The sequence below is a fragment of the Sphingobium wenxiniae genome (genome assembly GCF_007830065.1).
Classification (GTDB): domain Bacteria; phylum Pseudomonadota; class Alphaproteobacteria; order Sphingomonadales; family Sphingomonadaceae; genus Sphingobium; species Sphingobium wenxiniae.
Genome location: NZ_VLKK01000001.1, coordinates 380,852 through 405,313, shown reverse-complemented (window position 1 = coordinate 405,313; position 24,462 = coordinate 380,852). Strand labels below are relative to the sequence as shown.

Annotated in this window: 33 protein-coding genes; 16 read left to right on the top strand and 17 right to left on the bottom strand. The window is 64.2% G+C overall.

What is annotated here, in order from left to right:
- Positions 1-43 precede the first annotated feature (43 nt).
- The 6 genes from IQ35_RS01955 to miaA all read right to left on the bottom strand — a co-directional run bounded on the left by IQ35_RS01955 (position 44) and on the right by miaA (position 5,580).
- Positions 44-664, bottom strand: coding sequence for a YceI family protein (locus IQ35_RS01955; protein WP_021243874.1), 621 nt, complete (start codon positions 662-664; stop codon positions 44-46).
- Positions 665-766: 102 nt separating this feature from the next.
- The gene (gene ilvC / locus IQ35_RS01950; RefSeq protein ID WP_021243875.1) at positions 767-1,786 is read right to left on the bottom strand and encodes a ketol-acid reductoisomerase; all 1,020 of its coding nucleotides are present in this window, start codon (positions 1,784-1,786) and stop codon (positions 767-769) included.
- A 135-nt stretch (positions 1,787-1,921) separates the two neighbouring features.
- Complete coding sequence (ilvN, locus tag IQ35_RS01945) at positions 1,922-2,437, bottom strand: acetolactate synthase small subunit (protein WP_021243876.1); 516 nt, start codon at positions 2,435-2,437, stop codon at positions 1,922-1,924.
- Positions 2,437-2,790 (bottom strand): hypothetical protein, encoded by a 354-nt coding sequence (locus tag IQ35_RS01940; protein ID WP_021243877.1) that lies wholly within the window; start codon positions 2,788-2,790, stop codon positions 2,437-2,439. The genes ilvN and IQ35_RS01940 overlap by 1 nt, the downstream gene beginning before the upstream one ends.
- The gene (locus IQ35_RS01935) at positions 2,787-4,535 is read right to left on the bottom strand and encodes an acetolactate synthase 3 large subunit (RefSeq protein WP_145071808.1); all 1,749 of its coding nucleotides are present in this window, start codon (positions 4,533-4,535) and stop codon (positions 2,787-2,789) included. Before IQ35_RS01935 ends, IQ35_RS01940 begins: the two co-directional genes overlap by 4 nt.
- Before the next feature lie 100 nt (positions 4,536-4,635).
- The gene (gene miaA, locus IQ35_RS01930; RefSeq protein WP_145071807.1) at positions 4,636-5,580 is read right to left on the bottom strand and encodes a tRNA (adenosine(37)-N6)-dimethylallyltransferase MiaA; all 945 of its coding nucleotides are present in this window, start codon (positions 5,578-5,580) and stop codon (positions 4,636-4,638) included.
- Between miaA and serB the strand changes: the two genes are divergently transcribed.
- The 3 genes from serB to IQ35_RS01915 all read left to right on the top strand — a co-directional run bounded on the left by serB (position 5,579) and on the right by IQ35_RS01915 (position 8,417).
- On the top strand, positions 5,579-6,460 hold the full coding sequence (serB, locus tag IQ35_RS01925; RefSeq protein WP_021243880.1) for a phosphoserine phosphatase SerB: 882 nt from the start codon (positions 5,579-5,581) through the stop codon (positions 6,458-6,460). The genes miaA and serB overlap by 2 nt on opposite strands.
- A gap of 143 nt (positions 6,461-6,603) precedes the next feature.
- A complete protein-coding gene (locus tag IQ35_RS01920; protein WP_021243881.1) occupies positions 6,604-6,861 on the top strand; it encodes a hypothetical protein in 258 nt (85 codons plus the stop codon).
- The gene (locus tag IQ35_RS01915) at positions 6,810-8,417 is read left to right on the top strand and encodes a L,D-transpeptidase family protein (protein ID WP_479685474.1); all 1,608 of its coding nucleotides are present in this window, start codon (positions 6,810-6,812) and stop codon (positions 8,415-8,417) included. The genes IQ35_RS01920 and IQ35_RS01915 overlap by 52 nt, the downstream gene beginning before the upstream one ends.
- On the opposite strand, the gene IQ35_RS01910 is transcribed toward IQ35_RS01915, so the two are convergent.
- From IQ35_RS01910 to ectA, 5 genes are all read right to left on the bottom strand, one after another.
- Positions 8,414-9,799: an MFS transporter gene (locus tag IQ35_RS01910; RefSeq protein WP_145071803.1), complete on the bottom strand. Its 1,386-nt coding sequence runs from the start codon at positions 9,797-9,799 to the stop codon at positions 8,414-8,416. The genes IQ35_RS01915 and IQ35_RS01910 overlap by 4 nt on opposite strands.
- Before the next feature lie 56 nt (positions 9,800-9,855).
- Positions 9,856-10,776 carry an ectoine hydroxylase gene (gene thpD / locus IQ35_RS01905; RefSeq protein WP_021243884.1) on the bottom strand — a complete coding sequence of 307 codons (921 nt, stop codon included), beginning with the start codon at positions 10,774-10,776 and terminating at the stop codon, positions 9,856-9,858.
- A gap of 22 nt (positions 10,777-10,798) precedes the next feature.
- A complete protein-coding gene (locus tag IQ35_RS01900; RefSeq protein WP_021243885.1) occupies positions 10,799-11,212 on the bottom strand; it encodes an ectoine synthase in 414 nt (137 codons plus the stop codon).
- Positions 11,213-11,399: 187 nt separating this feature from the next.
- On the bottom strand, positions 11,400-12,707 hold the full coding sequence (gene ectB, locus IQ35_RS01895) for a diaminobutyrate--2-oxoglutarate transaminase (RefSeq protein ID WP_145071801.1): 1,308 nt from the start codon (positions 12,705-12,707) through the stop codon (positions 11,400-11,402).
- A 31-nt stretch (positions 12,708-12,738) separates the two neighbouring features.
- Positions 12,739-13,176, bottom strand: coding sequence for a diaminobutyrate acetyltransferase (ectA, locus tag IQ35_RS01890; RefSeq protein ID WP_242003270.1), 438 nt, complete (start codon positions 13,174-13,176; stop codon positions 12,739-12,741).
- Positions 13,177-13,467: 291 nt separating this feature from the next.
- Between ectA and IQ35_RS01885 the strand changes: the two genes are divergently transcribed.
- From IQ35_RS01885 to IQ35_RS01845, 8 genes are all read left to right on the top strand, one after another.
- Entirely contained in the window at positions 13,468-13,992 is a 525-nt protein-coding gene (locus tag IQ35_RS01885) for a MarR family winged helix-turn-helix transcriptional regulator (protein ID WP_021243888.1), read from the top strand.
- On the top strand, positions 13,925-14,170 hold the full coding sequence (locus tag IQ35_RS21860) for a DUF3325 family protein (protein ID WP_145071797.1): 246 nt from the start codon (positions 13,925-13,927) through the stop codon (positions 14,168-14,170). The genes IQ35_RS01885 and IQ35_RS21860 overlap by 68 nt, the downstream gene beginning before the upstream one ends.
- A gap of 104 nt (positions 14,171-14,274) precedes the next feature.
- The gene (locus tag IQ35_RS01875) at positions 14,275-14,475 is read left to right on the top strand and encodes an SH3 domain-containing protein (RefSeq protein ID WP_145071795.1); all 201 of its coding nucleotides are present in this window, start codon (positions 14,275-14,277) and stop codon (positions 14,473-14,475) included.
- 369 nt (positions 14,476-14,844) lie between these two features.
- Positions 14,845-15,318 carry an Hsp20 family protein gene (locus IQ35_RS01865; protein WP_145071791.1) on the top strand — a complete coding sequence of 158 codons (474 nt, stop codon included), beginning with the start codon at positions 14,845-14,847 and terminating at the stop codon, positions 15,316-15,318.
- Between the two features lie 82 nt (positions 15,319-15,400).
- Positions 15,401-15,922: an Hsp20/alpha crystallin family protein gene (locus IQ35_RS01860; RefSeq protein WP_145071789.1), complete on the top strand. Its 522-nt coding sequence runs from the start codon at positions 15,401-15,403 to the stop codon at positions 15,920-15,922.
- A gap of 4 nt (positions 15,923-15,926) precedes the next feature.
- Positions 15,927-16,382: an NADH dehydrogenase ubiquinone Fe-S protein 4 gene (locus tag IQ35_RS01855; RefSeq protein WP_242003267.1), complete on the top strand. Its 456-nt coding sequence runs from the start codon at positions 15,927-15,929 to the stop codon at positions 16,380-16,382.
- Positions 16,383-16,429: 47 nt separating this feature from the next.
- Complete coding sequence (locus IQ35_RS01850; protein ID WP_145071785.1) at positions 16,430-17,032, top strand: hypothetical protein; 603 nt, start codon at positions 16,430-16,432, stop codon at positions 17,030-17,032.
- A 101-nt stretch (positions 17,033-17,133) separates the two neighbouring features.
- Positions 17,134-17,661, top strand: coding sequence for a MarC family protein (locus IQ35_RS01845; RefSeq protein WP_199739898.1), 528 nt, complete (start codon positions 17,134-17,136; stop codon positions 17,659-17,661).
- A 119-nt stretch (positions 17,662-17,780) separates the two neighbouring features.
- On the opposite strand, the gene IQ35_RS01840 is transcribed toward IQ35_RS01845, so the two are convergent.
- Genes IQ35_RS01840 through IQ35_RS01830 form a run of 3 tightly spaced genes read right to left on the bottom strand, consistent with a single transcriptional unit; the run spans position 17,781 to position 18,657 of the window.
- Positions 17,781-18,158, bottom strand: a complete 378-nt coding sequence (locus IQ35_RS01840; protein WP_145071783.1) for a hypothetical protein — start codon at positions 18,156-18,158, stop codon at positions 17,781-17,783.
- Entirely contained in the window at positions 18,155-18,424 is a 270-nt protein-coding gene (locus tag IQ35_RS01835) for an usg protein (RefSeq protein WP_145071781.1), read from the bottom strand. The genes IQ35_RS01840 and IQ35_RS01835 overlap by 4 nt, the downstream gene beginning before the upstream one ends.
- Positions 18,421-18,657, bottom strand: a complete 237-nt coding sequence (locus IQ35_RS01830; protein WP_145071779.1) for a hypothetical protein — start codon at positions 18,655-18,657, stop codon at positions 18,421-18,423. Before IQ35_RS01830 ends, IQ35_RS01835 begins: the two co-directional genes overlap by 4 nt.
- Before the next feature lie 249 nt (positions 18,658-18,906).
- On the opposite strand from IQ35_RS01830, the gene groES reads away from it, so the two are divergent.
- From groES to IQ35_RS01810, 4 genes are all read left to right on the top strand, one after another.
- Entirely contained in the window at positions 18,907-19,221 is a 315-nt protein-coding gene (gene groES, locus IQ35_RS01825; RefSeq protein WP_021243897.1) for a co-chaperone GroES, read from the top strand.
- A gap of 52 nt (positions 19,222-19,273) precedes the next feature.
- Positions 19,274-20,899, top strand: a complete 1,626-nt coding sequence (gene groL / locus IQ35_RS01820; protein ID WP_021243898.1) for a chaperonin GroEL — start codon at positions 19,274-19,276, stop codon at positions 20,897-20,899.
- 104 nt (positions 20,900-21,003) lie between these two features.
- Positions 21,004-21,348, top strand: a complete 345-nt coding sequence (locus tag IQ35_RS01815; RefSeq protein ID WP_145071777.1) for a hypothetical protein — start codon at positions 21,004-21,006, stop codon at positions 21,346-21,348.
- On the top strand, positions 21,345-21,860 hold the full coding sequence (locus tag IQ35_RS01810) for a hypothetical protein (RefSeq protein WP_145071775.1): 516 nt from the start codon (positions 21,345-21,347) through the stop codon (positions 21,858-21,860). Before IQ35_RS01815 ends, IQ35_RS01810 begins: the two co-directional genes overlap by 4 nt.
- On the opposite strand, the gene IQ35_RS01805 is transcribed toward IQ35_RS01810, so the two are convergent.
- The 3 genes from IQ35_RS01805 to IQ35_RS01795 all read right to left on the bottom strand — a co-directional run bounded on the left by IQ35_RS01805 (position 21,855) and on the right by IQ35_RS01795 (position 23,627).
- Positions 21,855-22,856, bottom strand: a complete 1,002-nt coding sequence (locus IQ35_RS01805; RefSeq protein ID WP_199739897.1) for an SRPBCC family protein — start codon at positions 22,854-22,856, stop codon at positions 21,855-21,857. The genes IQ35_RS01810 and IQ35_RS01805 overlap by 6 nt on opposite strands.
- 133 nt (positions 22,857-22,989) lie before the next feature.
- On the bottom strand, positions 22,990-23,379 hold the full coding sequence (locus IQ35_RS01800) for a type II toxin-antitoxin system VapC family toxin (RefSeq protein WP_145071772.1): 390 nt from the start codon (positions 23,377-23,379) through the stop codon (positions 22,990-22,992).
- A complete protein-coding gene (locus tag IQ35_RS01795) occupies positions 23,376-23,627 on the bottom strand; it encodes a type II toxin-antitoxin system VapB family antitoxin (RefSeq protein WP_021243902.1) in 252 nt (83 codons plus the stop codon). The genes IQ35_RS01800 and IQ35_RS01795 overlap by 4 nt, the downstream gene beginning before the upstream one ends.
- Positions 23,628-23,853: 226 nt before the next feature.
- On the opposite strand from IQ35_RS01795, the gene IQ35_RS01790 reads away from it, so the two are divergent.
- Positions 23,854-24,360, top strand: a complete 507-nt coding sequence (locus IQ35_RS01790; RefSeq protein ID WP_145071770.1) for a hypothetical protein — start codon at positions 23,854-23,856, stop codon at positions 24,358-24,360.
- The last annotated feature ends 102 nt before the right edge of the window (positions 24,361-24,462 follow it).

Genomic DNA, 24,462 nt, shown 5'->3' with positions numbered 1-24,462 from the left:
GGAACGGCGGGTTCAGGGAAGCGCCGCCGTTCCGGTCCATCGCTTACTGTTTTTCGAAGGCAGCGACGATCTTCAATTCGATCGCGTCGCCGACCATCGGTACGCCATAGCTCATGCCGAAATCGCTGCGCTTGATCGTGGTCGTGGCGGTGAAGCCGATATTTTCCTTCTTGTTCATCGGATGCGTGCCGACGCCGTAGAAGTCGGCGTCCAGCGTCACGGGCTTGGTGATGCCCTTGATGGTGAGGTTGCCGGTGATGTCGGCATCGTCGCCGTCGACCTTCACGCCGGTCGACACGAAGGTCGCCTTGGGGAATTTTGCCGCGTCGAAGAAATCCGCTTTCATGAGGTGCGCGTCGAGATCGGGAACGCCGGTCTTGAGGTTCGCGATGGGCACATCGACCGAGACTTTCGCGGCCGCCGGGTTCTTGGGATCGAGCGTCAGCGTGCCGGTGGGCTGGGCGATGATGCCGATATTGTTGCTGAAGCCCATATGGTCGTATGCGAAGACGATCTGCGTGTGGCCGGGGTCGATCTTGTAAGTGCCGCCTGTAACTTTCGACACATCCTTGGTGCCGGGAGCGGCGGGCATCTGCTGCGCGACGACGACGGTGCCTCCGGCCAGCGCGACCAGTGCGGCGGCGGGGATCAGATATTTTCGCATTTCGCAACTCTCCAAAACGTTCAAGGGGCGCGGCCAGAATAGGCCACGCCCCTCGATTGTTCCAGTGCGGAAAGCGGAAACGGATCGTTCCCGCGAACGGACCTAGTTCTTGTCCTTGTCCACCAGCTTGTTGGCGCCGATCCAGGGCATCATGGCGCGCAGCTGCTCGCCGGTCTTTTCGATCGGGTGCTGGGCCTGGAGCTTTCGCTTCGCCTTCATTTCCGGATAGCCGGTCTTGATGTCGGTCATGAAGCGCTGGACGAACTTGCCCTGCTGGATGTCGTTGAGGACGCGCTTCATTTCGGCCTTCGTCTCGTCGGTGATGACGCGCGGGCCGGTGTGATAATCGCCATATTCGGCGGTGTTGCTGATCGAATAGCGCATGTTGGCGATGCCGCCTTCATACATCAGGTCGACGATCAGCTTCACTTCGTGGAGGCATTCGAAATAGGCCATTTCAGGCGCATAGCCGGCTTCCACCAGCGTTTCGAAACCCGCCATGATGAGGTGGGTGAGGCCGCCGCACAGCACGGCCTGTTCGCCGAACAGGTCGGTTTCGCACTCTTCCTTGAAGTCGGTCTGGATGATGCCCGACCGGCCGCCGCCGACGCCGCTGGCGTAGGACAGGGCGATGTCATGAGCGTTGCCGGTCGCGTCCTGATGGATGGCGATCAGGCAGGGCACGCCGCCGCCGCGCTGATATTCGCTGCGGACGGTGTGGCCGGGACCCTTGGGCGCGATCATGATGACGTCGACGTCGGCGCGCGGCTCGATCAGGCCGAAATGGACGTTGAGGCCGTGGGCGAAGGCGAGCGCGGCGCCGGGCTTCATGTTCGCGTGAATGTCGGCGGCATAGATCTCCGCCTGGAACTCGTCGGGGGCCAGGATCATGAGGACGTCGGCCCATGCGGCCGCTTCGGCGTTGGGCAGGACCTTGAAGCCCGCGCCTTCGGCCTTCTTGGCGCTGGCGGAACCGGGGCGCAGCGCGATGGCGACGTCCGCGACGCCGCTGTCGCGCAGGTTCTGGGCATGGGCGTGGCCCTGGCTGCCGTAACCGAGGATGGCGACCTTCTTGCCCTTGATCAGGCCGATGTCCGCGTCGCGATCGTAATAAACCTTCATGTTCCGTTCCTTCTTTCTGTCCTTTTTGCTCCTTTTAGGGAGCCGTGATTGCTGGTGGTGAGCGGGGCGGCCCTCACCCTCCCATCGCGGTGCGATGGCCCCTCCCTCTCCCGCAGGCGGGAGAGGGATGATTCGTTATGCCGCTTCCTTGCCGCGCGTGAGGCCGACGACACCGGTGCGGCCGACTTCGACCAGGCCGATCTGGCGCATCAGGGCGACGAAATTGTCGATCTTGTCCGTCGTGCCGGTGATTTCGAAGATGAAGCTCTCGATGGTCGTGTCGACCACCTTGGCGCGGAACACGTCGGCGAGGCGCAGCGCCTCGATCCGGTCCTCCCCGGTGCCGGACACCTTCACCAGCGCCAGCTCGCGCTCCACGAAGGGACCGGCTTCGGTGAGGTCCGTCACCTTGTGCACCGGCACCAGCCGCTCAAGCTGGGCGATGATCTGGTCGATCACCTTGGGCGGGCCGCCGGTGACGATGGTGATGCGGCTGATCGCATGGTCGGTCGTGATGTCCGCCACCGTCAGACTGTCGATATTATAGCCGCGCGCGGTGAACAGCCCGGCGATCCGCGCCAATATGCCCGCCTCGTTCGCGACCGTCAGCGACAGGACGTGCCGCTCGTTCAGTTCTTCCTGGATATGCATCAAATGCCTGCCCCGTTGTCCGGTTCTTCGTCCTTGCGCTCATGGCGCTGCGAGATCATGCCCGTGAAGGCATAGTGCCATGCCCCGTCGCCGCGATAGGCGAGGCGGACGGGAAAGCCCGCCACCGCGTCGAACATCCGCGTCAGATGCTCGCCCACATAGCGCGGCCCGGCCAGCAGGCGGCCGATGCGGCGTTCGTGGAAATCGAACCCCTCGTCCAGATGCACTTCCCATTCCTCATTGTCCGGGTCCGCATGATCGACGGTCCAGCCGGTCAATTCGGCCGTGCCCGCGATCCGCTCGAAATCCCACGGTTCGCTCACATGGATGCGAAGCTTGAGATGTCCCGTCACACCAGCGCCTTCGCCTCGTCCGACAGGCTGCCCGACACCTGACTGGGATCGAGCAGCATGTCGGTATGGGCCGCGCCCGACGGAATCATCGGGAAGCAGTTGGAAAGCTTCGCCACGCGGCAATCCACGATCACCGGGCCGGGCGTGTCGATCATCTGGCGGATGCCGCTTTCCAGCTCCTGCGGCCCTTCGATGCGGATGCCCGTCCAGCCATAGGCCTCCGCCAGCTTCACGAAGTCGGGCAGGCTGTCCGAATAGCTGTTGGAATAACGGCTTTCATAGGTCAGTTCCTGCCACTGGCGGACCATGCCCATATATTCATTGTTGAGGATGAAGAGCTTGACCGGCGTGCGATACTGGCTGGCGGTGCCCATTTCCTGAATGTTCATCTGGACCGAAGCGTCGCCCGCCACGCAGATGACGAGGCTGTCGGGATTGCCGACCTGCGCGCCGATGGCGGCGGGGAAGCCATAGCCCATGGTGCCCAGGCCCCCCGAGGTCAGCCATTTGTTCGGCGCGTCGAAGCCGAAATGCTGGGCGGCCCACATCTGATGCTGGCCGACTTCGGTGGTGATGATGACGTCTGTGGCCGAGCGCGTCGCCTTGTAAAGCTGGGCGATCGCTTCCTGCGGCATGATTTCGGTGGCGCTCTCGGGATAGGCGAGGCTTTTCTGCTCGCGCCAGCCGTCGATCTGCTTCCACCATGCGGACAGGTCCGCCTTGTGGTGATTGCGGGATTTCCAGAGCGCGATCATGTCGGCCATGGCGCTGCCGACGTCCGCGACGATAGGCAGGTCGACCTCCACCGTCTTGTTGATCGAGCTGCGGTCGATATCGATATGGACCTTGCGGCTGTTCGGCGCGAAGGCGTCCAGACGGCCGGTCACGCGATCATCGAAGCGCGCGCCGATGCAGACGATCAGGTCCGCCTGATTCATCGCCCAGTTGGATTCATAGGTGCCATGCATCCCCAGCATCCCCAGCCATTGCGGCGAGGAAGCGGGGAAGGCGCCCAGACCCATCAGCGTCGAGGTGACGGGCGCGCCGGTCATGTCGGCCAGTTCGCGCAGCAGACGGGCGGCTTCCAGCCCCGAGTTGATGACGCCGCCGCCGGTATAGAGGATCGGGCGCTCCGCCGCCGCCAGCATTTCGACCGCCGTGTCGATGGCCTTCGCGTCCGCCTTGATCTGGGGACGGTAGCTGGCATGTTCGAAAGCTTCCGGCTTTTGATAGGGCGCGGTGGCGACCTGCACATTCTTCGGAATGTCGACGACGACCGGGCCGGGACGGCCGGTGGTGGCGATATGGAACGCCTCATGAATGACGCCCGCCAGCTTGCCGGGGTCCTTCACCAGATAATTATGCTTGGTGCAGTGGCGCGTGATGCCGATGGTGTCGGCTTCCTGAAAGGCGTCGGTGCCGATCAGTTGCGTGGCGACCTGCCCTGTCAGGACGATCATGGGGATCGAATCCATCAGCGCGTCGGTGATGCCGGTGACGGCGTTGGTCGCGCCGGGGCCGGAGGTGACGAGCACGACGCCGGGCTTGCCGGTCGAGCGCGCATAGCCTTCCGCCATATGGGTCGCGCCCTGTTCGTGGCGGACGAGGACGTGGCGGATCTTCGGATGGTTGAAAAGCGCGTCGTAAATGGGCAGCACCGCGCCGCCCGGATAACCGAACACGACTTCGACGCCCAGATCGATCAGGCATTCAACCAAAATGTCCGCGCCGCTCTTTTCGGCCACGATGAAATCCTTCCCTTGCGTGCGAGGCAGCCCTTTGCGCCCGGATGAGCGGAAAGGCAAGGTGGGTGCCTCTATTGGGTATAAAATGGCAAGTCAACAGTCATTGTTGTAATTTAATTACTAATTCTGCAATTAATTTCGTATCAATCTGTCTCATTTCGCGGGGCCAGCCATCCGGGGGCTGGCGCGAGAACCAGGTATATTGGCGTTTGGCATATTGACGGGTGGCGATGCGGCCGCGCTCCAGCATGGTGTCGCGGTCGATCTCTCCGGCGAGCCATGCGGCGATTTCGGGCACTCCTATGGCCCGCATGACGGGGAGGTCGGGGGAGAGATTGCGGGCGAGCAGGGCCTGCACTTCCTCGACGGCGCCCTTTTCCGCCATCTGCCCGAAACGCAGGTCGCAGCGGGCGATCAGCCATTTGCGCGGCGGCAGGAGGATGAGGGGCGAGAGGCGGATGCGATGGGCGATGCCGCCGCTTTTATGCCTCTGCCATTGCGACAGGGGCTTGCCGGTGGAGCGCACCACTTCCAACGCACGGGCGACGCGGCTGGCGTCGGCGGGCGCGAGGCGGGCGGCGGCGTCCGGGTCTTCCTGCGCGAGGGCGGCATGGGCCTGCGCCAAGGGCAGCGCGCGGACGGCTTCGCGGATGGCGGGGTCTATGTCCGGCACCGGGGCGATGCCGTCGAGCAGCGTGCGGATATACATGCCCGTTCCGCCGACGAGGACGGGGAGGCGGCCTTCGCCATGGGCGCGGTCTATTTCCGCGCGCGCCTCGGCCGCCCAGCGGGCGGCGGTGCAGGCTTCCGCCCCGTCGATATGGCCGAAAAGGCGGTGCGGAGCCTGCGCCATATCCTCCGCGCCGGGACGGGCGGAGAGGATTTGCAGGTCGGCATAGACCTGGCTTGCGTCCGCATTGATGACCGTGCCGTTCGCCGCCTCCGCCAGGGCGATGGCAAGCGCGCTCTTGCCGCTGGCGGTAGGCCCGGCAATAAGCGCGACGCGTGGGCGGGATTCGCCCGTCTTGGGATCGGGAGTGTTCATGTTCGTCGCGACCTTAGTGGCAAGTGCGTCCTTGAGTCAGGGGGATATTGCGGAAGCGGTCGGGCGGCTCTCCGTCGCCGGTTGCGCGCCGGTCGATAGCGCATGGCTGGACGAGGGCAAGGCGGCGGACATCTTCTTCGGCGCGGACCCGGTGGCGGCGCGGGCTGTTCTCGCCGATCTGGGCGCGGTGGACGTGATCGTCCAGCCCGCCCAAGGGCGCGAAAAGAAGCTGCTGATCGCGGACATGGATTCCACCATGATCACCGTCGAGTGCATCGACGAACTGGCCGATTATGCCGGGATCAAGGCGCAGATCGCGGAGATCACAGAACGGGCGATGCGCGGCGAACTGGACTTTGCGGGTGCGCTGCATGAACGGGTCGCGCTGCTGAAGGGGCTGGAGGACGCGGCCATCGACCGCTGCCGCGCGGAGCGGGTCGTCATCATGGCCGGCGCGAAGGCGCTCGTCCGCACGATGAAGGCGCGGGGCGCGCGGACGCTGCTGGTGTCCGGCGGGTTCACGCGCTTCACCGGGCCGGTGGCCGAAGAGATCGGCTTCGACGGCGCGGTCGCCAATGTGCTGGAGATCGCGGACGGCGCTTTACTGGGGACGGTGACGGTGCCGATCGTGGACGCGGCGCGCAAGCGGGCGGAACTGGAAGCGGCGGTCGCTGGCGGGATCGACCGGGCGCTGACTCTGGCGGTGGGCGACGGCGCGAACGACATCCCGATGATCGAGGGGGCGGGGCTGGGCGTTGCCTATCACGCCAAGCCCAGGACCCGCGCGGCCGCCGATGCGGAGATCGTGCATGGCGACCTGTCGGTGCTGCTCTACGCGCAGGGCATCGCTTCGGCCGATTGGGCGGATTTCAACGCTTGATCCTGGTTAAGGGTCGGTTCGCCGTCATTGCGGTTGGGTAATGGAATCCTTTCCGGCTTTCGGTCGTTGAAAGTCGGCTGCGTCCTGCAGCATCGAGTAATGCAGGGCATCCGCCGTTCGCGCGGACGCCACAGGGAGATGCTATGAATATACGGCAAATGGCTCTGGCCGCCGCGGGGGTGCTCGTTCTGAGCGCCTGCGCCTCCACCAAGGACGAACCCGTTGCGCCGGCGCCGCCGCTCGGGCCGGGTGCGATAGCCGGTACGGTCGCGGCGGACCGCGATGGAGACGGTATCATCGACGGTTATTACACCGCCGACGGTATCTATAACGCGATCCAGGGGCCGCCTTGCCCGCCGCCTCCGCCGCCCATGCCGTCCCGCCGGGGAGAACGCGGCTGATCACCCGACCTTTCCGGGCGCGGCGCATCCGCCGCGCCCTTTTCTGTCCTCAAATCCTCGTCCTTGGCCTGATCGCGAGCGCCGGCGCCGCGCCGATGGCGCGCGCCCAGGACGCCGCCCTGAAGGAAGCCCCCGCGCGGTCGAGCGTCGCGGCGGAAATCCGCGCGCAGGTCGGCGGCAAGCTGCGCGACTTCTACGGTCCGCGCGGCTTCTGGCCGGTCTGGGTGGAAAAGGACGCCGTCGGACCGCAGGCGGATGCGCTGCTGAAGCTGATCGACAGCGCGGAGGCCGATGGGCTGAAACCCGGCAATTACGATCCCAAGGGGCTGCGCCGCGCCATCGAGGATGCGGACGGCAGCGGCGATCCCAAGGCGCTGGCCCGCGCGGAACTGGCGCTGTCGAAGAGTTTCGCGAAGCTGGTCGCGGACATGCGGGCGCCTTCGCGGGCGGTGAAGATGCGCTATCTCGACCCGGAAGTGGAGCCGCGCGATCCCGGCCCGGCGGATATATTGCGCGCGGCGGCGGTGACATCTTCGTTCGAGGACTATGTGGAGAAGGCTGGCTGGATGAGCCCCTTCTACATGCAATTGCGCAAGGCGCGCGCGGACTATGGCAAGACATGGGCGGATTTGCCCGATGTGGCGGTGCCCACGGGGCTGAAACTGAAGCCGGGCGCGAAGGGGCCGGGCGTCGGCGCGCTGCGCGAGCGGCTGGGGCTGTCGCCGGGCGGCGGATATGACAAGGCGCTGGCCGCGAAGGTCAAGGCGTTCCAGGGCGATCACGGCCTGACGCCCGATGGCATCGCGGGGCCGCAGACGGTGACGGCGCTCAATCGCGGGCCGAAATATTATGCGCGCGCGCTCGCGCTCAACATGGAGCGGACACGGCTGCTGCCGGGGCCATGGGTGCGGCATGTGGTGGTGGACGCGGCTTCGGCGCGGCTCTGGTATTATAGCGGTGGCAAGCTCGACGGCACGATGAAGGTGGTGGTCGGCGCGAAGGAAAGCCAGACGCCGATGATGGCGGGCATGATCCGCTATGCGACGCTCAACCCTTATTGGAACGTGCCGCCCGATCTGGTCGAGCGCAAGATCGCGCCCAAAATCCTGGACGGCGCTTCGCTCCAGAAGATGAATTATGAGGCGCTTTCGGACTGGAGCGCCAATCCGCAAAAGCTGAACCAGAGCAGCATCGACTGGCAGGCGGTGGCGTCGGGCCGGCAGGAGCTGCGCGTGCGGGAGCTGCCGGGGCGGAGCAATTCCATGGGGCGGATGAAGTTCATGTTCCCCAACGACCTTGGCATCTATCTGCACGACACGCCCTCGCGCGATCTGTTCGGCAAGCCCGCGCGGCAGTTCAGCAACGGCTGCGTGCGGCTGGAGGACGCGCCGCGATTGGGCAAATGGTTCTTCGGCAAGACGCTGACGACCGATTCCGACACGCCGGAACAACACAGGCCGCTGCCGCAGCCGGTGCCGGTCTATCTCACCTATCTGACCGCGGCGTCGGGCAAGGATGGGGTGGCGTTTCGGCCCGACGTGTACGGACGCGACTAGGACGGATCGATTTTCCCGCGCGGAGCTTCCTTGCCGCCGATATGCCCCTCCGCTGCGAAGGGATCGTCATACAGGGACCGCCCCGCCGTCTCCGGCATGAAGCGCAGCGCGAAAAGACCCACGGCGCATGCCAGCATCATGTAGAATGCCGGCATCAGGTCATTGCCCGTCAGGCCGATCAGGCCGCTGCCGATCGCGGGCGCCGTCCCGCCGAAGATCGACGTGGACACATTATAGGCGACGGCAAAGCCCGCGAAGCGCACCTGCGTCGGGAACAGCGCGGGAAAGGTCGCCGATATGGTCGCAAGCTGCGGCACATAGAGCAGGCCCAGCAGGACGAAGCCGGCGATGGCGCCCGCCAGTCCGGTCGCCATCAGCATATAGAGCGGCGCCGCCCCGACGAGCAGCCCGATCAGCGACACGCGCCACATCGGCCGCCGCCCGACCCTGTCGGACAACCCGCCGGCGAAGGGCAGGAAGACCATCATCAGCAGCATGCCGATGATCGGGACGATCAGCGCCTCGTCGGACGACAGGCCGATACGCCGTTGCAGATAGGTCGGCATGTAGCTCAGCAACGTATAGTTGACGACGTTGAGCGCGACGACCAGCCCGCCGACCACCAGCATCGGCCGCCAGTGCCGCCGAGTCAGCAGGGCCAGGCCGGGCGAGGCTCGCCCGTTGTCATGCAGGCTGGCCGCCGCGCGGAAGACCGGTGTGTCTTCCATCTTCGAACGCAGATACATGCCGATCAGCCCCATGGGCGCGGCGATCAGGAACGGGATACGCCAGCCCCATGCGTGCATCGCCTCCTCTCCCAGCAGCAACGAAAATCCCAGCATCAGCGACGCGCCCAGCGAAAAGCCCGCCAGCGTCCCGAACTCCAGGAAGCTGCCATGGAAGCCGCGCCGCGCGTCGGGCGCATATTCGGCCATGAAGGTCGCCGCTCCGCCATATTCGCCGCCGGTGGAAAAGCCCTGCACCATGCGCAGCAGGATCAGCAGCGCCGGCGCCCAGAATCCGATGGCGGCATGGTCGGGGATCAGGCCGACGCACAGCGTCGCGGCCGACATCAGCAATATGGTGAGCGCCAGCACCGACTTGCGCCCCAGCCGGTCGCCCAGCGGCCCCCAGAACAGACCGCCCAACGGCCGCACCAGAAAGGATATGGCAAAGGTCGCCAGCGCGAACAGCACCGCTTCGTCCGTGTCGCCGGGAAACAGGGCAGCGGAAATATAGGTCACGCCATAGGCATAGATGCCATAATCGAACCATTCGGTCGCATTGCCCATGGCCGATGCGGCGATGGCGCGGCGCAAGGCGGCGTCCTGTGCCGGGGGGGCAGGGGCCGGCGCGGCGGCAGCGGGTGCAATCGCATTCATCTCGTCTGTCCCTGGGTCACGTCGTCATTTGCGCGACCTGGCGCTATGGGCGCCCTTCATGCCGCCGCCGCTTCCATCAGCGGGCCGGATATCGGCCGGATCGCCTTTGGCTCGCCGCGCGCGGCGATGAACTCGGGGCGCGGCTTTTCCACGCCGAAGGGCGCGGCCAGCCGGTTGCTGACGGCATTATAGACCAGGAAGGCGTTGGCGCGGGGGAAGGGCGTGATGTTGCCGTTCGATCCATGCATGACGTTGCAGTCGAAGATCACGACCGATCCCGGCTTGCCGGTCGGCGCGACGATCCCGTGCCTGTGCGCGAGCTCGGCCAGGCTGTCCTCGTCCGGCACGCCATATTCCTGCTTCTTGAGGGAGATGCGATAATGATCCTCGGGCGTTTCGCCCACGCAGGTCAGGAAGGCGCGATGCGATCCGGGGATCAGCATCAGCGGTCCGTTATGCGGCGTATTTTCGGCCAGCAGGACCGACATGGACAATGCCCGCATCCGCGGCATCCCGTCCTCGACATGCCATGTCTCGAAATCGCTGTGCCAATAGAACTCCTTGCCCTGAAAACCGGGTTTGTAGTTGAGCCGCGACTGGTGGATGTACACCTCATCCCCCAGCAGGAAGCGGGCCGCTCCGGCGAGGCGCTCGTCGGCGGCCAGCCGCGCCAGCGCGCGGCTTTGCGCGTGGATCGCGAAGATGGACCGCACCTCCCGGCCGCCCGGCTCGGTGATGACGGTTTCTGCCTCCAGCGCGTCGGGATCGGCCAACAGCTTGCGCGCCTCGCCTTGCAGGAAGGCAACCTCCTCGTCCGGGAACATGTCCTCAAGCACCAGATAGCCGTCGCGGTCGAACTGCGCCGCCTGTCCGGCGCTCAGCGGCGCATCTTCGCTCCAGTTGCCGTGGACGACCGGATCGAGGCGCGGCAGGAACTCCGCCGCCAGGGCGCGGCGGGACGGGTAGACGTCTTTCATGGGACTTCCCCCTGCCTGTGTCTTAACTGGTGAGTTCGCCCTCGCGAACCATGTTCGCCGCGGCGGGATATGCGCCGCTTTCGTCATGCACTTCCCGGCCCGTGACCGGCGGATTGAACACGCAGGCGCATAATATGTCGGTGACGGGCCGCACGACATGCTTGTCATGGGCGTTGAGCGCATACATGACGCCGGGCGCCAGTTGGTGGGTGACGCCCGCGCCCAGATCCTCGATCGTGCCGGTGCCCTTGAGCACCAGCACCGCTTCCAGATGGTTCTGGTAGTGCATGTGCAGTTCCTCGCCCGCGTACATGGTCGTGACGTGGAAGGAAAAACCCATATTGTCGTCCTTCAGCAGCAGGCGGGCGCTGTCCCATTGCTTCGACTGGACATTGCGGTCCGATTTGCGGACCGCCTGGAGTTTGCGGACGATCATTGATGGTGTCTCCTTTTCCTTAAGCGATTACGGCGTTTACAAACCCTTGCGTGGAATGGGGGGGTGGTTTTCGGGCGTTGCAGCCTTCCCTCTTCCATCAGCGAAAGCTGGCATGCCTAAATGAGATTCCGGCTTTCGCTGGGATGACGGATATTGAATGGCGGAAAATGGCCGATAATCCCTTTCCTTATTCCGCGGCCACGCCATAGGCGAGCGGCAGCGCGGCGCGGATGCTCTCCTCAAGGATGTCGAGTCCCGCCGACAGCACGGCGTCGTGGATCACGAGGGGCGCGAGCACCTTGACGATCTCGTCATGGGCGCCGCTGGTTTCGATGATCAGTCCCTGCGCGAAGCAGGCGGCGGTGACGGCTTGGGCGATCTTGCCCGAACCTATGTCGATGCCGCGTATCATGCCCCGGCCGCGTGTTGACAGGCCATGCTCGGACGCCATGGCATCCAGCCGCCGCTCCAGCATCCGGCTCCTGCGGGCGATGTCCTGCTGGAATTGTCCGTCGCTCCAGAAATGGCGCAGCGCCGCGGCTGCCGTGACAAAGGCGTGGTTGTTGCCCCGGAAGGTGCCGTTATGCTCGCCGGGCGACCACTGATCCAGTTCGGGCCGGAACAGCGCCAGCGCGAAGGGCAGGCCCATGCCGGACAGCGACTTCGCCATGGTGACGATGTCGGGGGTAAAGCCCATGCCTTCGAAGCTGAAGAAGCTGCCCGCGCGGCCGCAGCCCGCCTGGATGTCATCGACGATCATCAGCGCGCCGTGGCGTTTGGCGATGGCCGCGATCTCGCGCAGCCATTCCGGCGATGCGGCGTTGAGTCCGCCTTCGCCCTGCACCGTCTCCACCAGGATGGCGGCCGGCGCATCCAGGCCGCTCGACGGATCGGCAAGGCGGCGCTCGAGTAATTCGGCCGTATCGATCTGCGGCCCGTGATAACCCTCGAAGGGTTCATGCGCGACGTGCGAGAGCGGAATGCCCGCGCCGCTGCGCTTGGCGGCATTGCCCGTGCAGGCGAGCGCTCCCAGCGTCATGCCATGAAAGCCGTTGGTGAAGGCGATCACAAGTTCCCGGCCCGTCACCTTGCGGGCCAGCTTGATCGCCGCTTCCACCGCATTGGTTCCGGTGGGTCCGGTGAACATCGCGCGATAGTCCAGGCCCCGGGGTTTGAGGATCACCTGTTCCAGCGCCGCCAGGAAATCGGCCTTGGCGTCCGTGTGCAGGTCGAGGCCATGGGTGATGCCGTTCCCGGCGATATAGTCCATCAGCGCGCTTTTCAGGACCGGATGGTTATGACCGTAATTCAGCGTGGAGCAGCCCGACAGGAAATCCAGATAACGGCCGCCCTGATTGTCGTGCATCCAGACGCCTTCCGCCCTGGCGAACTGCCGTGGCATCGATCGGGCATAGCTGCGCACGGCGGATTCCAGGCGCTCATAGATGGCGGTGTCCGGTTTGCGTTTCGTGGGTTGCGGAAGGGTGGTGATCATGTCGCCAATTCTCCTTGAGGATGGGGTGCGGTCAGCGCGGCAGCGGACCGATGCGCGCTTGCCATTCGGTGGCATGGGCGCCGGCAAAATGGGTTTCGCGCTCGAACAGCGCGCTTTTGGCCAGCGGGGCGTTCCACCGCCGCGCCAGCCCCTCGAACAGGGTCCAGGACGCGCGGTTGTCTTCCGTCACCGTGGTGATGAGGTGGGTGACGCCCGCCGCCGCCGGACGATCCAGCAGCGCCTCGACCATGCGTCCGGCCAGCCCGTGTCCCCGCGCGGCCGGTGAAACGGCGACCTGCCAGACGAAGAAGCTCTCCGGGTCGGACGGCGGGCGATAGCCCGAAACCCATCCGGCGATCCCGCCCTCGCCGCCATGCTCGGCAACGATGCAGCTCTCGGCGAAATGCGTGCATTGCAGCAGGTTGCAATAGGCCGAATTGGCATCCAGCGGCGGGCAATGCGCGATCAGCCTGGTGATCGAAGGCCCGTCGGTCGCCACGGGCGGGCGCAACTGAAACTCTTCTGGCCGCGCGCGCCGCGACGGGCACGCGGACTTCCGTGGCGGCGCCAGCGCCGCGTCGGACTTAGAATTGATGATTATTCATCTCCCGAAGTATATTCTATGGAGCCTGCCCGACCCCGTCATGTCTGTGGCGCCGTATATAACGGTTTAGACTCGATTTTCAACCTTAACGGCTTTCAAAGAGTCTTTCACTGAATGAATGAAGCGCAAACTCCTTCGATTCCCAAAGGATTTTCCATGGCGAAAAAACCCCGAACCTTCTATACTTCATTCATGGATTCAGAGATCGCCTCCCTGACGCTCCGCGCCCTGCGCCGCGTGCTGCGCGCCACCGAAATCGGCAGCCGCCGCCTTGCCAGCACGACCGGTCTCACCCCGTCGCAATGGCTCGTCCTGCGCGAAATCGACTCCCGCGATTCGGCAACCCCCGGAACGATCGCCAACGCCCTCCAGTTCAGCCAGGCGACGATCACCGCGATCGTCGACCGATTGCAGGAACTCGGCTTCGTGCAACGCCAGCGCAGCGAAAGGGACAAGCGCCAGTTCATTCTCTCCGCTCAGCCCGCGGGCAAAACCGCTCTCGCCGATGCTCCGGACCTGTTGCAGACGACCTTCACGCATCGTTTCGCGGATCTACCGCAATGGGAACAGGCGATGATCCTGGCCGCCGTCGAACGTTTGGCGATGCTCATGAATGCACAGCATATCGATGCCGCGCCTCTGCTCGATAGCGGACTCATCGATCGACCGGAACCCGCCTGAGGCTGCATTGCCGATTATGAGCGGGGCCATGGACCGGCATCACGATCAGGCGCTGAGCGGTCGCCCGAGCGTATGCTTCCGCTCCTTCATGCGTCTTGGCGGGCCGGCGCTGCTCGGCTTTTCAGTGATTCCCTGCGTCGCGCTGATGGCTGATCGATTGGGGCCAACACGCCTGTAGTTCTCTTTCCTGTTTATCCCTTTGACGCATGTGGGTGGTTTGAGCGCATTCGCACAACTGTCACCTTAAACAAGGGCGTCATCACTTTCCCCGCCAGCCATGGTTTGAAAAAAGCTCTCGGCACCGCGGATGATCTGTCGGCCGCAAACGGCGATACGATCCTTAACCGGAAGCAGGCGCTCGGCAAAGCGAACGAGTGGTTCGAGCAGCAAGAGTCCGGCGGCGCTGGGATTGACCCCAATATCGCCGTGAGGGATGCTATCGAGCTGACGTGCGAGGCTGGCAACGCCGCCTTGGCACGATGAAGGGATCGAGCAAGCAGCGTGTCCTCATCGAGTTGAAGGCCGCGCTCAACACTCCATTCGAGGGACACCAAAAGGCTTTGCCCAAGGATTTCGGAATCACGATCAAGTTCGGCCTGAAGCCTATGGCTAAAATGACCGGGACATTGCGACAACCGCGTCCCTGTACTTCCTGCCGGCACCCTCTTTGGCGCGGCGGCGATGGCTTCGTGCCGCCTCTTAAATTTGAAAATAATCTCTTGAACCCATCACGGTATTTCCTAATTCTGTTCCGCCGGGTGCCAATTCCGGGTCCGGCTGGACATAGAGGGCGCCGGCTCTCCATTCCCGGCGCTTCTCATGCCCAAATTGCTTCAGTTGGAGGATTTGGAGATGAGAACCAATTTTGATTTTGGGCCGTACAGGCGCTCGACGGTCGGTTTCGACCGGCTGTTCAACCTGCTCGAGGCAGGCGCGCGTGAAGATGACGGCTATCCGCCCTTCGACATCGTGAAGGATGGCGAGGACAGCTATCGCATCACGCTGGCGGTTGCCGGCTTCCGTCCCGAGGACATCGAGGTGGTCGCCCAGCAGAACCTGCTCACCGTCACCGGCAAGCGCGCGGAGGACGATGGCAAGGGCGAATATCTGCACCGGGGCATCGCCGCGCGCCCGTTCGAGCGGCGCTTCCAGCTCGCCGACTTCGTCGAAGCAGGCAATGCCAGCTTCGAGAACGGCCTGCTCAGCATCGCGCTCAAGCGGGTGGTGCCCGAGGCGATGAAGCCGCGCCGGATCGAGATCAGCGGCAGCGCGGCTGCCAATGATCGGATCGAGGCGCCGAAGGACAAGGCCCGCGAAGCGGCCTGATCCGACAACCGGTCTGCCGGCGCCGCTCCCTTGACGGGCCGGCAGGCCATGGCCCTTCCAGCCAGAAAAGGAGATGACCATCATGGCTTTTCGTGATCTCATTCCCTGGAGCCGGCAGGAAAACCGGCTTCCCGTTCCGGTCAGCGCGGCGCGTGACCGCGACACTGATTCCCATCCGTTGCTCTCGCTCCATCGCGAGGTGAATCGCCTGTTCGACGATGCCTTTCGTGGCTTCGGCGCGCCCACGCTCGCAGGCTTCGATCGCGCCGCCGGTTGGCCGCATGTTGAGCTTGGCGAAACCGATAAGGAACTGCGCGTCACAGCCGAACTGCCGGGCCTCGACGAGAAGGATGTCGAGATCAGCGTCGAGGAAGGCGCGCTCACGCTGCGCGGCGAGAAGCGCTCGGAGGTCGAGGACAAGGACCGCGGCTATTCCGAACGCAGCTATGGCCGTTTCGAGCGGCGCATCGGCCTGCCCAAAGGCGTCGATCGCGACCAGGCGAGCGCGAGCTTTAGGAACGGTGTGCTCACCGTTACCCTGCCGAAGACCGAGGCGGCGAACGAGGATGTCCGCCGTATCCCGATCAATGGCAAGGCGGCGTGACGACGTGGCCCGGAACTTCGGTTCCGGGTCGATCGCCAACGACAATCAGGCTCGCCCCCGCGCCGGAAACGCGCTTCCATCCGACGCCCATGCCGTGATCGAGCCATTGCCGCTCGCCGTCCATCAGGCCGGTCGAGCCCGGCGCGGGCAATGGCGGGTGCGTTTCGCGCCGCGCTGGCGCCCGATCGCCGATCCCCTGACAGGCTGGACCGGCGGCAGCGATCCGCTCGAGACGATCGAGTTGCGTTTCCCCGATCGCGATGTGGCGGTGGCTTATTGCCGGCGCGAGGGGCTGGGGTTCTCAGTCCGTGGACAGCCATCCGATCAACGATCGCTGGCCGTTCGCGCGCCGACGGAGCAATCCCCGGCCCGGCACTGGTGGCCGCCAGCACCGCAAGCGCGCCGTTGCGCGGCCTGTCAGGCTGGCGCAGCAGAGCAGGCCATCCAGGGTTCAGCATGACGGGATAGATTTCACCTTCTTATCAACCAGCAATGAAAGGACGATTGATGCGAAAGTCACCTCGGACAGCCGCCCTTGCCGGCGTAGCGGCGCTCGCCGTTGCCGGAACGGCTCTGGCGGCTGGGAATGACAGTCGGGTCATGACCGTCGACCTGCCCGACGGCTCGCTGGCCCGGATCGAATATAAGGGCGATGTCGCGCCAAGGGTTGTCGTAGAGCCCGGGACGCGGTTCATGCCGGTGGCATTCGCCGATCCGTCGATGATCGCCCCCTTCGCCCTGTTCGACCGGATCGCCGCCGACATGGACCGGCAGTCTGCCGCGATGTTGCGCCAGGTCCAGGCGCTTCAAGCGGGACTGCGCGACCACGGTGGGCAGCTTGACTTCGCGAAGTTCGGCAACCTGCCCGCCGGAACAGTCAGTTATCGCTTCGTCTCGATCGGTGACGGCAGCCGCGTCTGCTCTCATAGCTGGCGGCTGACATCGCAGGGCTCCGACCAGCAGCCGAAGCTGATCTCGGCCAGTTCGGGCGATTGCGCTGCCGATGGTAAGATGTCGACGCCTGTGGCGGGCGGCAGCGGGTCGGCCAGGACGATGTTGATCAACCATGCCGTCGTGACACCGCCCCCGGCTGCGCCCTCTACCATTTGAACCCGGAGAGCGGCCCTTGGTGCCGCTCTCCCATTCGCTTTTTCGTGGATTTGATTGGCGCGCGTAGCGCGCGCCGATCGTCTGCGATCCCGCTTGATATCATGCACGCTGCCCCATCGATTCTGTCGAGCTTCGTGACCCTCTTCGTCATGATCGGTCCGGTCGAGACGGCGGTGGTCTTCGCCAGCCTCACCGCGGGCGTGCATCGCGGCGATCGCCGCAGCCTCGCGCTGTGTTCGGTGATGATCGCCGGACTCGTCCTGCTCCTGTTCGCGATCGGCGGGGCGTTCGTGCTCTCATTGCTGGACATTTCGCTGCCGGCGTTTCGGGTAGCTGGAGGTCTGCTGCTGTTCCTCCAGGCGCTGACGCTTACCTTCTCCAGCCCGGGTCTTTCGTCGCTCAACGAAGGAGAGAAGCAGGATGCCGAGCGGCCGGGGGATATAGCGGTATTTCCGCTGGCCTTTCCGCTGATCGCGGGACCGGGCAGCCTCGCCGCGGCGGTGCTCGTCATGGGGCGAACGGCAGGCTGGATCGAAGCGGCGGGCTTCATCGCGATGATCCTTGTGTGCCTGCTCCTGACATTTGGCGCGATGCGGGCGGCCGAGCGCCTGATTGCGCTCCTGGGCTGAACAGGCGCGGACGTGGTGGGCAGGATATCGGGCTTTTGCTTGCCGGCCTCGCCGTGCAATTCATGTTCGACGGCTTGGCCGAGGCGCCGTTCCTACGATAACGCGCTCGCTTCCTGGGATCAGTCGGCGCGGTGGCGATGCGACGCGGCATCCAGCGCGGCGAGGACCCGATCGAGCATTGCCGCGTTGCTCGCGCCCTTGGGAAGCTCGCGGCGCGAGAAATGTTGCAGACGATCGACGTCGCGCTGCGGCAGGTTGAGTTCGATCGGCGTGGTGCCGAGCCGCTCGGGGCCGATCCCCTGCGCGGCCTTGCCCGAACGCAAGAAATGATCGAGCAGCCGTTTCCGATCGGCGAAGGTCCAGCCCAAAGCGTCGAGCGCGGCCGGCGACAATGCGAGCAAGACGAGCGCGAACTCCATGATGTCGTCGAAAGGAAGGACGAGGCGGACGTTACGTCCGCCTCGCTCGCGCCAGCGCCGAACCGGCCCGCGCTTCACTGGATCGAGATGACGCCATCGACGGCGCGCCACTCCGCCGGACGGATCAGCTGGTCATGCGCGATCCGCACGGAATGGAGCGCCGCTTCGATCTCGCGCCGCCAATGATCGAGAAAGTCGAACAGCACCGGAAAATCCGGCGCGAGATCATAGTCCTGCCAGACGAACAGTTGCAGGAGCGAGGGCGCATCGGGGCGATAGTAATGGACTTCCGCCGTCGTCAGCCCATAGCCTTGCAGTTGCGCGATGAAGGCGCGGTCGCTCATTGCAGCGGCGTCCCGCGACCCACGCCGTCGTCAAGCGTTCGCATCGCGGCGAAGATGTCGTCGACCGGAACGGCGCGCCCCGCGCCGGGCGGTTTGCGAAGCGAGGGATTGTCCCTGACCGCCGCGCGGTCGGAGGCCCAGGATGCGAGTATGGCGCGCTTGACCTCCGGCTCCAGGCTCGGATGGCGCGCGATGTCGAAGGGATGCAGAAAATGCGAATAGGGCTGCGACATGCCATATCTCCTTTCCTTGTGTCGCTGCTTCTCGTCTCGGCGGGCAAAGCCGCAGGATGACATTTTGGTGCGGATTTGAGGCGCGTCAAGCCTTTGAGATTGGCCGAATTGGCACTCCCGCGACATAACTGCCATTTTTTTCATGAACCCTCTTGAACAGAAAAATCGGCTTTCCTAGCTCGGCGGAACCTGTCGTTCCGGTGAACGACAGGACCAACACATCTTGTTTTGCAACTGGAGGTTCTGCCTATGCAATTCCGCCCCTTGCACGACCGTGTGGTCGTCCGCCGCATCGAAGCCGAGGAGAAGACCTCGGGCGGCATCATCATTCCCGACAACGCTAGGGAAAAGCCGCAGGAAGGCGAGATCGTCGCTGTCGGTCCGGGTGCTCGCGACGACAATGGCTCGCTCGTCGAACTGTCGGTCAAGGCTGGTGACCGGATCCTGTTCGGCAAATGGTCCGGCACCGAGGTCAAGATCGACGGCGAGGATCTGCTCATCATGAAGGAGAGCGACATCCTTGGCGTGATCGACAACGTCGTGCCGCTCAAGCAGGCGGCCTGACCGCATCATCCTCAAACATTTCAGGAAGGACATAGAAAGGAGACAGGCCACGATGGCTGCCAAGGAAGTCAAGTTCGCCTCGGACGCGCGCGATCGCATGCTGCGCGGCGTCGATACGCTGGCGAACGCCGTGAAGGTGACGCTCGGTCCCAAGGGCCGTAACGTCGTGATCGAGAAGAGCTTCGGCGCGCCGCGCATCACCAAGGACGGCGTCACCGTCGCCAAGGAAATCGAACTCGCCGACAAGTTCGAGAATATGGGCGCGCAGCTGCTGCGCGAGGTCGCCAACAAGCAGAACGACAAGGCCGGCGATGGCACGACGACCGCCACTGTGCTCGCGCAGGCGATCGTGCGCGAGGGCTCGAAGGCGGTTGCCGCCGGCATGAACCCGATGGACATCAAGCGCGGTATCGACCTTGCCGTGAACGCCGTGGTCAAGGATCTTGAAAGCCATGCCCGCAAGGTCAGTGCCAACAGCGAGATCGCGCAGGTCGCAACCATCTCCGCCAATGGCGATGAGGAGGTCGGCAAGATCCTCGCCGAGGCGATGGACAAGGTCGGCAATGAGGGCGTGATCACCGTTGAGGAGGCCAAGAGCCTCGCGACCGAGCTGGAAACGGTCGAAGGCATGCAGTTCGACCGCGGCTATCTCTCGCCTTATTTCATCACCAATGCCGAAAAGCTCAAGGTTGAGCTGGATGACCCCTATATCCTCATCCACGAGAAGAAGCTCTCGAACCTGCAGGCGCTGGTGCCGCTGCTCGAAAAGGTCGTCCAGTCGGGCCGACCACTGCTGATCATCGCCGAGGATGTGGAAGGCGAGGCGCTGGCCACGCTCGTCGTCAACAAGCTGCGCGGCGGGCTCAAGATCGCGGCGGTCAAGGCGCCGGGCTTCGGCGACCGCCGCAAGGCGATGCTCGAGGATATCGCCATTCTCACCGGTGGCAATGTCGTCTCCGAGGAGCTCGGCACCAAGCTTGAGAATGTGACGGTGTCGATGCTGGGCCGCGCGAAGAAGGTCACGATCGACAGGGACAACACAACGATCATCGATGGCGTCGGCACCAGGGCGGACATCGACGGACGCGTGGCGCAAATCCGCCAGCAGATCGAGACCACGACCAGCGACTATGACCGCGAGAAGCTGCAGGAGCGGCTCGCCAAGCTCGCGGGTGGCATCGCGGTGATCCGGGTCGGCGGCGCTACCGAGGTCGAGGTGAAGGAGAAGAAGGATCGCGTCGACGACGCGCTCCATGCCACCCGCGCCGCGGTCGAGGAAGGCATCCTGCCGGGCGGCGGCGTCCCGCTCCTGCGCGCGCTCAAGGCGCTCGATAGCCTCAAGGCGGCCAATGACGACCAGCAGTCCGGTATCGACATCGTGCGGCGCGCGCTGCGCGCGCCTGCGTGCCAGATCGCCGAGAATGCCGGCGAGGACGGCGCCTGGATCGTCGGCAAGTTGCTCGAAGCCGAGGACTATAATTGGGGCTTCAACGCCGCCACCGGCGAATATCAGGACCTGGTCAAGGCGGGCGTGATAGATCCAGCCAAGGTCGTGCGCACGGCGCTTCAGGACGCCGCCTCGGTCGCCTCATTGCTCATCACCACCGAGGCGCTCGTCGCAGAAGCGCCGAAGGAAGAGAAGACCACCGCAGCGGCCATGCCGGCGATGGATTATTGAGCGTGAAAGGGGCTGGCCGATGCGTCGGCCCCTTTTCATCCGGCTTCTGTCCGTGCCGCGCGAAGAGATATGTCGTATCTTTTCAAGTGCGGTATGTGCCGTGGATGATCACTTATACCGTAGCACCTCATCAAACACCCGAAATCGTCGATGGCATCGCGGATCTGCGAGGAACCCGTTGCCTGTGCTTCGGTGCGGCGGTGCCGTTTCTCGGCTTTGCATTCTGGCTGCCGGTGGCGGCGGCCGGGGCGCCCAACCGAAATCCAGGCAGCGATGGCCTCATCATGCTGCTGATCGCGATGGCGGTGGCGCTTGCCGCCGGGCTCGCAGTTAACCTCATCCGGCGGGGTCTGCACCCCGGCGCATGGTTCCAGGTGAGCGCCAGCGGGATTGGCTATGGTGATGGGCCGACCCGGCGCGAGCAACCGAGGTCGGGAATGCAAGGATGATCGCCTGGGAGCATGTCGTTCGCAATCCCGAGCGGGCCTATGACATCGGAACATCGTCCATGCGCTATCGCGCGCTCAATCCGCGCATGACGTTCTGGTACAGGATGCCAGAGGGCAGTCTGGTGGAACGCAGCCTGCCGTTGCAGTTGCGGGAAGACGTCCTGCGTTGCCTGCGCTTTCGCAATGCCCACGCCGTCAGGGTCGCCATGCTCCAGCACCTGGCCCGCCGTGAGGGCCTGCGCTTTCACCCGGATGTGTTTGTCGAGGCCGGGATTGACCCGGAGACCTGGCAAGCGATGAAGACGCCGCGTCGGATTCTCTGGCTCGCCGCAGCGGCCACCCTGGCGTGTTTGCTTGGCTTCGCCGCGCTTGTTTCGCAGAGTGTCTCCCCGGGCTTTCTGGCCCTCGGCGCGGTCGCCCTTCTGGTCCTGGCCTTCGGGATCACGTCGAAAGGCTGGCAGGCCGCCTATCCCCGTCTATCCGAGATCATCACCTTTCGACCCGGGTCATGACAGCCGGCTGGCCTCCGCTTCAGCCCGATGGCGGATGACGTTCAGCACGGTCCCGTGGAAGTCGTTCAGGAAGATCTGCCCCCACCAGGTGCAATAGGCGTTGATCGGGGTGGCGATGACGTAGCGCGTCGTCAGCGTGAGCCGTGTCCGGCCGCCCGGCAGCGGATCAAGGCGGTAGTCTCCGCCGGCCAGTTTCAGATAGTCGCTGTCGACGCTGATATGTCCTTCGACGGCTTCCGGAATGGATTTCGGCCCGAACCGGAAATCCCACGCCAGATAGCGGTCCTGCCGCCATCCGGTGACCACCTCCTCGAACGTGACGCCTCGCGTCCAGCGGAGGTGACGGACGGATCCCACGCCATGACCTGCCAAACGGGCGTCCACTGGCCTTGGAATACCGACGATATTGTGGCTGAAGGTCCACTTGAGCTCGCTTGGGCGAACCTCTGGAATTTCAACCGTACTCCGCCAGACCGTCTCGGGCGGTGCGTTGATGTCGATGATGGTCTGCACCTGGCGCTCGATCGCAGGCGCAGGGATGCCCGGCTCTAGGGGTAAGCCGACCAGCGGAAGGATGGCGACGCATGATACGACCGAGCGTGAACGCGAACGCAACTTGCGCAGCGCAAGGCTGGAGATCCACGACCCCAGCGCCGATCCCGCATAAAAGAAAGGCGCGGCCATCACGGCGCAAATGCCGGCCTCGCGCAGCAGGATGATCGCGAGCACGATGAACAGCGTTATGCAAATCCAGCCGATCTTGATGTGGCGCCATGTGCTCCCTTCTCCACGCGGGTCCGCCAGAATGGTGGCGACACTGGTGATCGCCATCGGGAAGAATAGGAGACCGGCGATGAAGGGCAGGGCGGGGGTCCGCGGGTTCCAGACCACGAAATATAATAATGTGCCGTAGATCAGGGCGGCAGGTAGCGCGAAGATCAGACGTTCGGAAATCGAGGGGCGCTTGGTGGCAGATGGGGCATCGGGCGACGTCAACCTGGATCCTCGCATTATGAACGATCGTGGAGTGCTTGAACGGCCTTGCCAGGCGCGCTGCGATCACGCGCCTGAAGGTCGTGCATTGCAGCGAGGAGGAAATCCGCGACCTTCGGCCCTGCGCGCGTCTCGGTCACAGGGCAGCCTCTATGTCCGTCATGGGAAAATCATTGCCCTTGAACAACAGGGGCTCGCCGTTCGCCTTCGCCAGCGCATAGGAAAAGCAGTCCCCGAAGTTCAGGCCGGCCTTGTGGCGGCCCTTGCCGAAGTCGAGAAACGCTTGCCGCGCCAGCTCGCCATGTTCGACCGTCACCGGCTCGATGGTGATGCCCGCACGCCGGAAGAAGGCTTCGGCCTGGCGCATCCCTTCCGGACCGAGTTGGGTTTCAACGACCATCGACAACTCGACATAGCTTGCGACGCTGATACGGCAAGCGTCGGCGTCGTGGATCGCCTGGACGAAAGATTCCGATTCGGGTTCGCGATAGAGGATGGCGACCAAGGCCGATGTGTCGAGGATCATTTGGGCAGGCCGTTTTCGTCGTAAAGCAGATCGGCATGGTTGGCATAGGGCCGCTTGACGTGCGCGGCGGCGCGGCCGGCGATCGCCAGCAGTTCCGCGACACTGGCCTTGCCCTTGCGGCGCTCGATCCGCGCATGACGCTCGCGCAGCGCCTCCGTCACCACGCGGGTCATGCTCTGGCCGGTTGCCTGGGCGATGGCTTGTGCGAGCCGGTGGGCCTCGGGGTCTTTGATGTTGAGGCTCATCATGCACCTTTCTAGAAAACTGTCATCCTTTCTACCATATCGTAGTTCGTGACGAAAGAGTATGATGAAAGGAGATCGAAATTCGGTGGTTTTTCGGTCAAAATTGGGCCTCGACTGTTAAGAGGCCGATCCGAAAAACATCGATCTCAAGGCCTTGTCGACAGCCTGCCTTGCAGTACCGTGTCAACGCCTCATTGCCTTCCCATAGCCCGCACAATAGACCTGCCGGATGACCCGTGCGTCGATACGAAACCGGTTTCATTGCATTGCGGCGTTTGCTGTCGCCTCCGCGATACCGGCGCCGGCATGGGCGAACCACTGGTTCATGGGAGAGCCTGTCAGGACAGGGGACTCCGTTCAACTGGCCGGCATCGATCGCGACTCGATCGGACGGGATGCCGATAACGTCCTGCACGTCACGCTCGTTTCCTTCGCAGGGTCGAAGAAGCGCAGCATCAAGACAATAGCGCAGCTTAACGTGGACTGCGCCAAGCGCGCGTTCCAGCAGACCCGATTGTCACTCGAGCGATCGGATGGCGAGCGGCGGACCATGCTCTCGAATGGGCCGGACTGGGAGGAGCCCAACGAGGCGCTTGGCGCTATGTTGATCGACGCGGCTTGCAAGCTGGACTTTTCGAGCCTGAACGATCTCCGCGACGAGAGCCCGGAGCGCTATGCATCCCGTTTTGCGCGCTTTAAGGTCTGGGGCCGCGGCTCGGGTCATCGCGAACCGTAATTCCCTGAGACTCCCCGCTCACAGATCAGCCTCGAGCTTCTCCGCTGCCGGAGAGCATTTGCAGGTCGCCTGCCTAGTGGCAGACAAATAGGCCCATGGGCA

Coding starts and splice junctions, on each gene's coding strand:
- IQ35_RS01955 (WP_021243874.1), bottom strand. CDS start 664: ATGCGAAAATATCTGATCCCCGCCGCCGCACTGGTCGCGCTGGCCGGA.
- ilvC (WP_021243875.1), bottom strand. CDS start 1,786: ATGAAGGTTTATTACGATCGCGACGCGGACATCGGCCTGATCAAGGGC.
- ilvN (WP_021243876.1), bottom strand. CDS start 2,437: ATGCATATCCAGGAAGAACTGAACGAGCGGCACGTCCTGTCGCTGACG.
- serB (WP_021243880.1), top strand. CDS start 5,579: ATGTTCGTCGCGACCTTAGTGGCAAGTGCGTCCTTGAGTCAGGGGGAT.
- miaA (WP_145071807.1), bottom strand. CDS start 5,580: ATGAACACTCCCGATCCCAAGACGGGCGAATCCCGCCCACGCGTCGCG.
- IQ35_RS01920 (WP_021243881.1), top strand. CDS start 6,604: ATGAATATACGGCAAATGGCTCTGGCCGCCGCGGGGGTGCTCGTTCTG.
- IQ35_RS01910 (WP_145071803.1), bottom strand. CDS start 9,799: ATGAATGCGATTGCACCCGCTGCCGCCGCGCCGGCCCCTGCCCCCCCG.
- thpD (WP_021243884.1), bottom strand. CDS start 10,776: ATGAAAGACGTCTACCCGTCCCGCCGCGCCCTGGCGGCGGAGTTCCTG.
- IQ35_RS01900 (WP_021243885.1), bottom strand. CDS start 11,212: ATGATCGTCCGCAAACTCCAGGCGGTCCGCAAATCGGACCGCAATGTC.
- ectB (WP_145071801.1), bottom strand. CDS start 12,707: ATGATCACCACCCTTCCGCAACCCACGAAACGCAAACCGGACACCGCC.
- IQ35_RS01885 (WP_021243888.1), top strand. CDS start 13,468: ATGGCGAAAAAACCCCGAACCTTCTATACTTCATTCATGGATTCAGAG.
- IQ35_RS21860 (WP_145071797.1), top strand. CDS start 13,925: ATGCACAGCATATCGATGCCGCGCCTCTGCTCGATAGCGGACTCATCG.
- IQ35_RS01865 (WP_145071791.1), top strand. CDS start 14,845: ATGAGAACCAATTTTGATTTTGGGCCGTACAGGCGCTCGACGGTCGGT.
- IQ35_RS01860 (WP_145071789.1), top strand. CDS start 15,401: ATGGCTTTTCGTGATCTCATTCCCTGGAGCCGGCAGGAAAACCGGCTT.
- IQ35_RS01850 (WP_145071785.1), top strand. CDS start 16,430: ATGCGAAAGTCACCTCGGACAGCCGCCCTTGCCGGCGTAGCGGCGCTC.
- IQ35_RS01845 (WP_199739898.1), top strand. CDS start 17,134: ATGCACGCTGCCCCATCGATTCTGTCGAGCTTCGTGACCCTCTTCGTC.
- IQ35_RS01835 (WP_145071781.1), bottom strand. CDS start 18,424: ATGAGCGACCGCGCCTTCATCGCGCAACTGCAAGGCTATGGGCTGACG.
- IQ35_RS01830 (WP_145071779.1), bottom strand. CDS start 18,657: ATGTCGCAGCCCTATTCGCATTTTCTGCATCCCTTCGACATCGCGCGC.
- groES (WP_021243897.1), top strand. CDS start 18,907: ATGCAATTCCGCCCCTTGCACGACCGTGTGGTCGTCCGCCGCATCGAA.
- groL (WP_021243898.1), top strand. CDS start 19,274: ATGGCTGCCAAGGAAGTCAAGTTCGCCTCGGACGCGCGCGATCGCATG.
- IQ35_RS01815 (WP_145071777.1), top strand. CDS start 21,004: ATGATCACTTATACCGTAGCACCTCATCAAACACCCGAAATCGTCGAT.
- IQ35_RS01810 (WP_145071775.1), top strand. CDS start 21,345: ATGATCGCCTGGGAGCATGTCGTTCGCAATCCCGAGCGGGCCTATGAC.
- IQ35_RS01800 (WP_145071772.1), bottom strand. CDS start 23,379: ATGATCCTCGACACATCGGCCTTGGTCGCCATCCTCTATCGCGAACCC.
- IQ35_RS01795 (WP_021243902.1), bottom strand. CDS start 23,627: ATGATGAGCCTCAACATCAAAGACCCCGAGGCCCACCGGCTCGCACAA.
- IQ35_RS01790 (WP_145071770.1), top strand. CDS start 23,854: ATGACCCGTGCGTCGATACGAAACCGGTTTCATTGCATTGCGGCGTTT.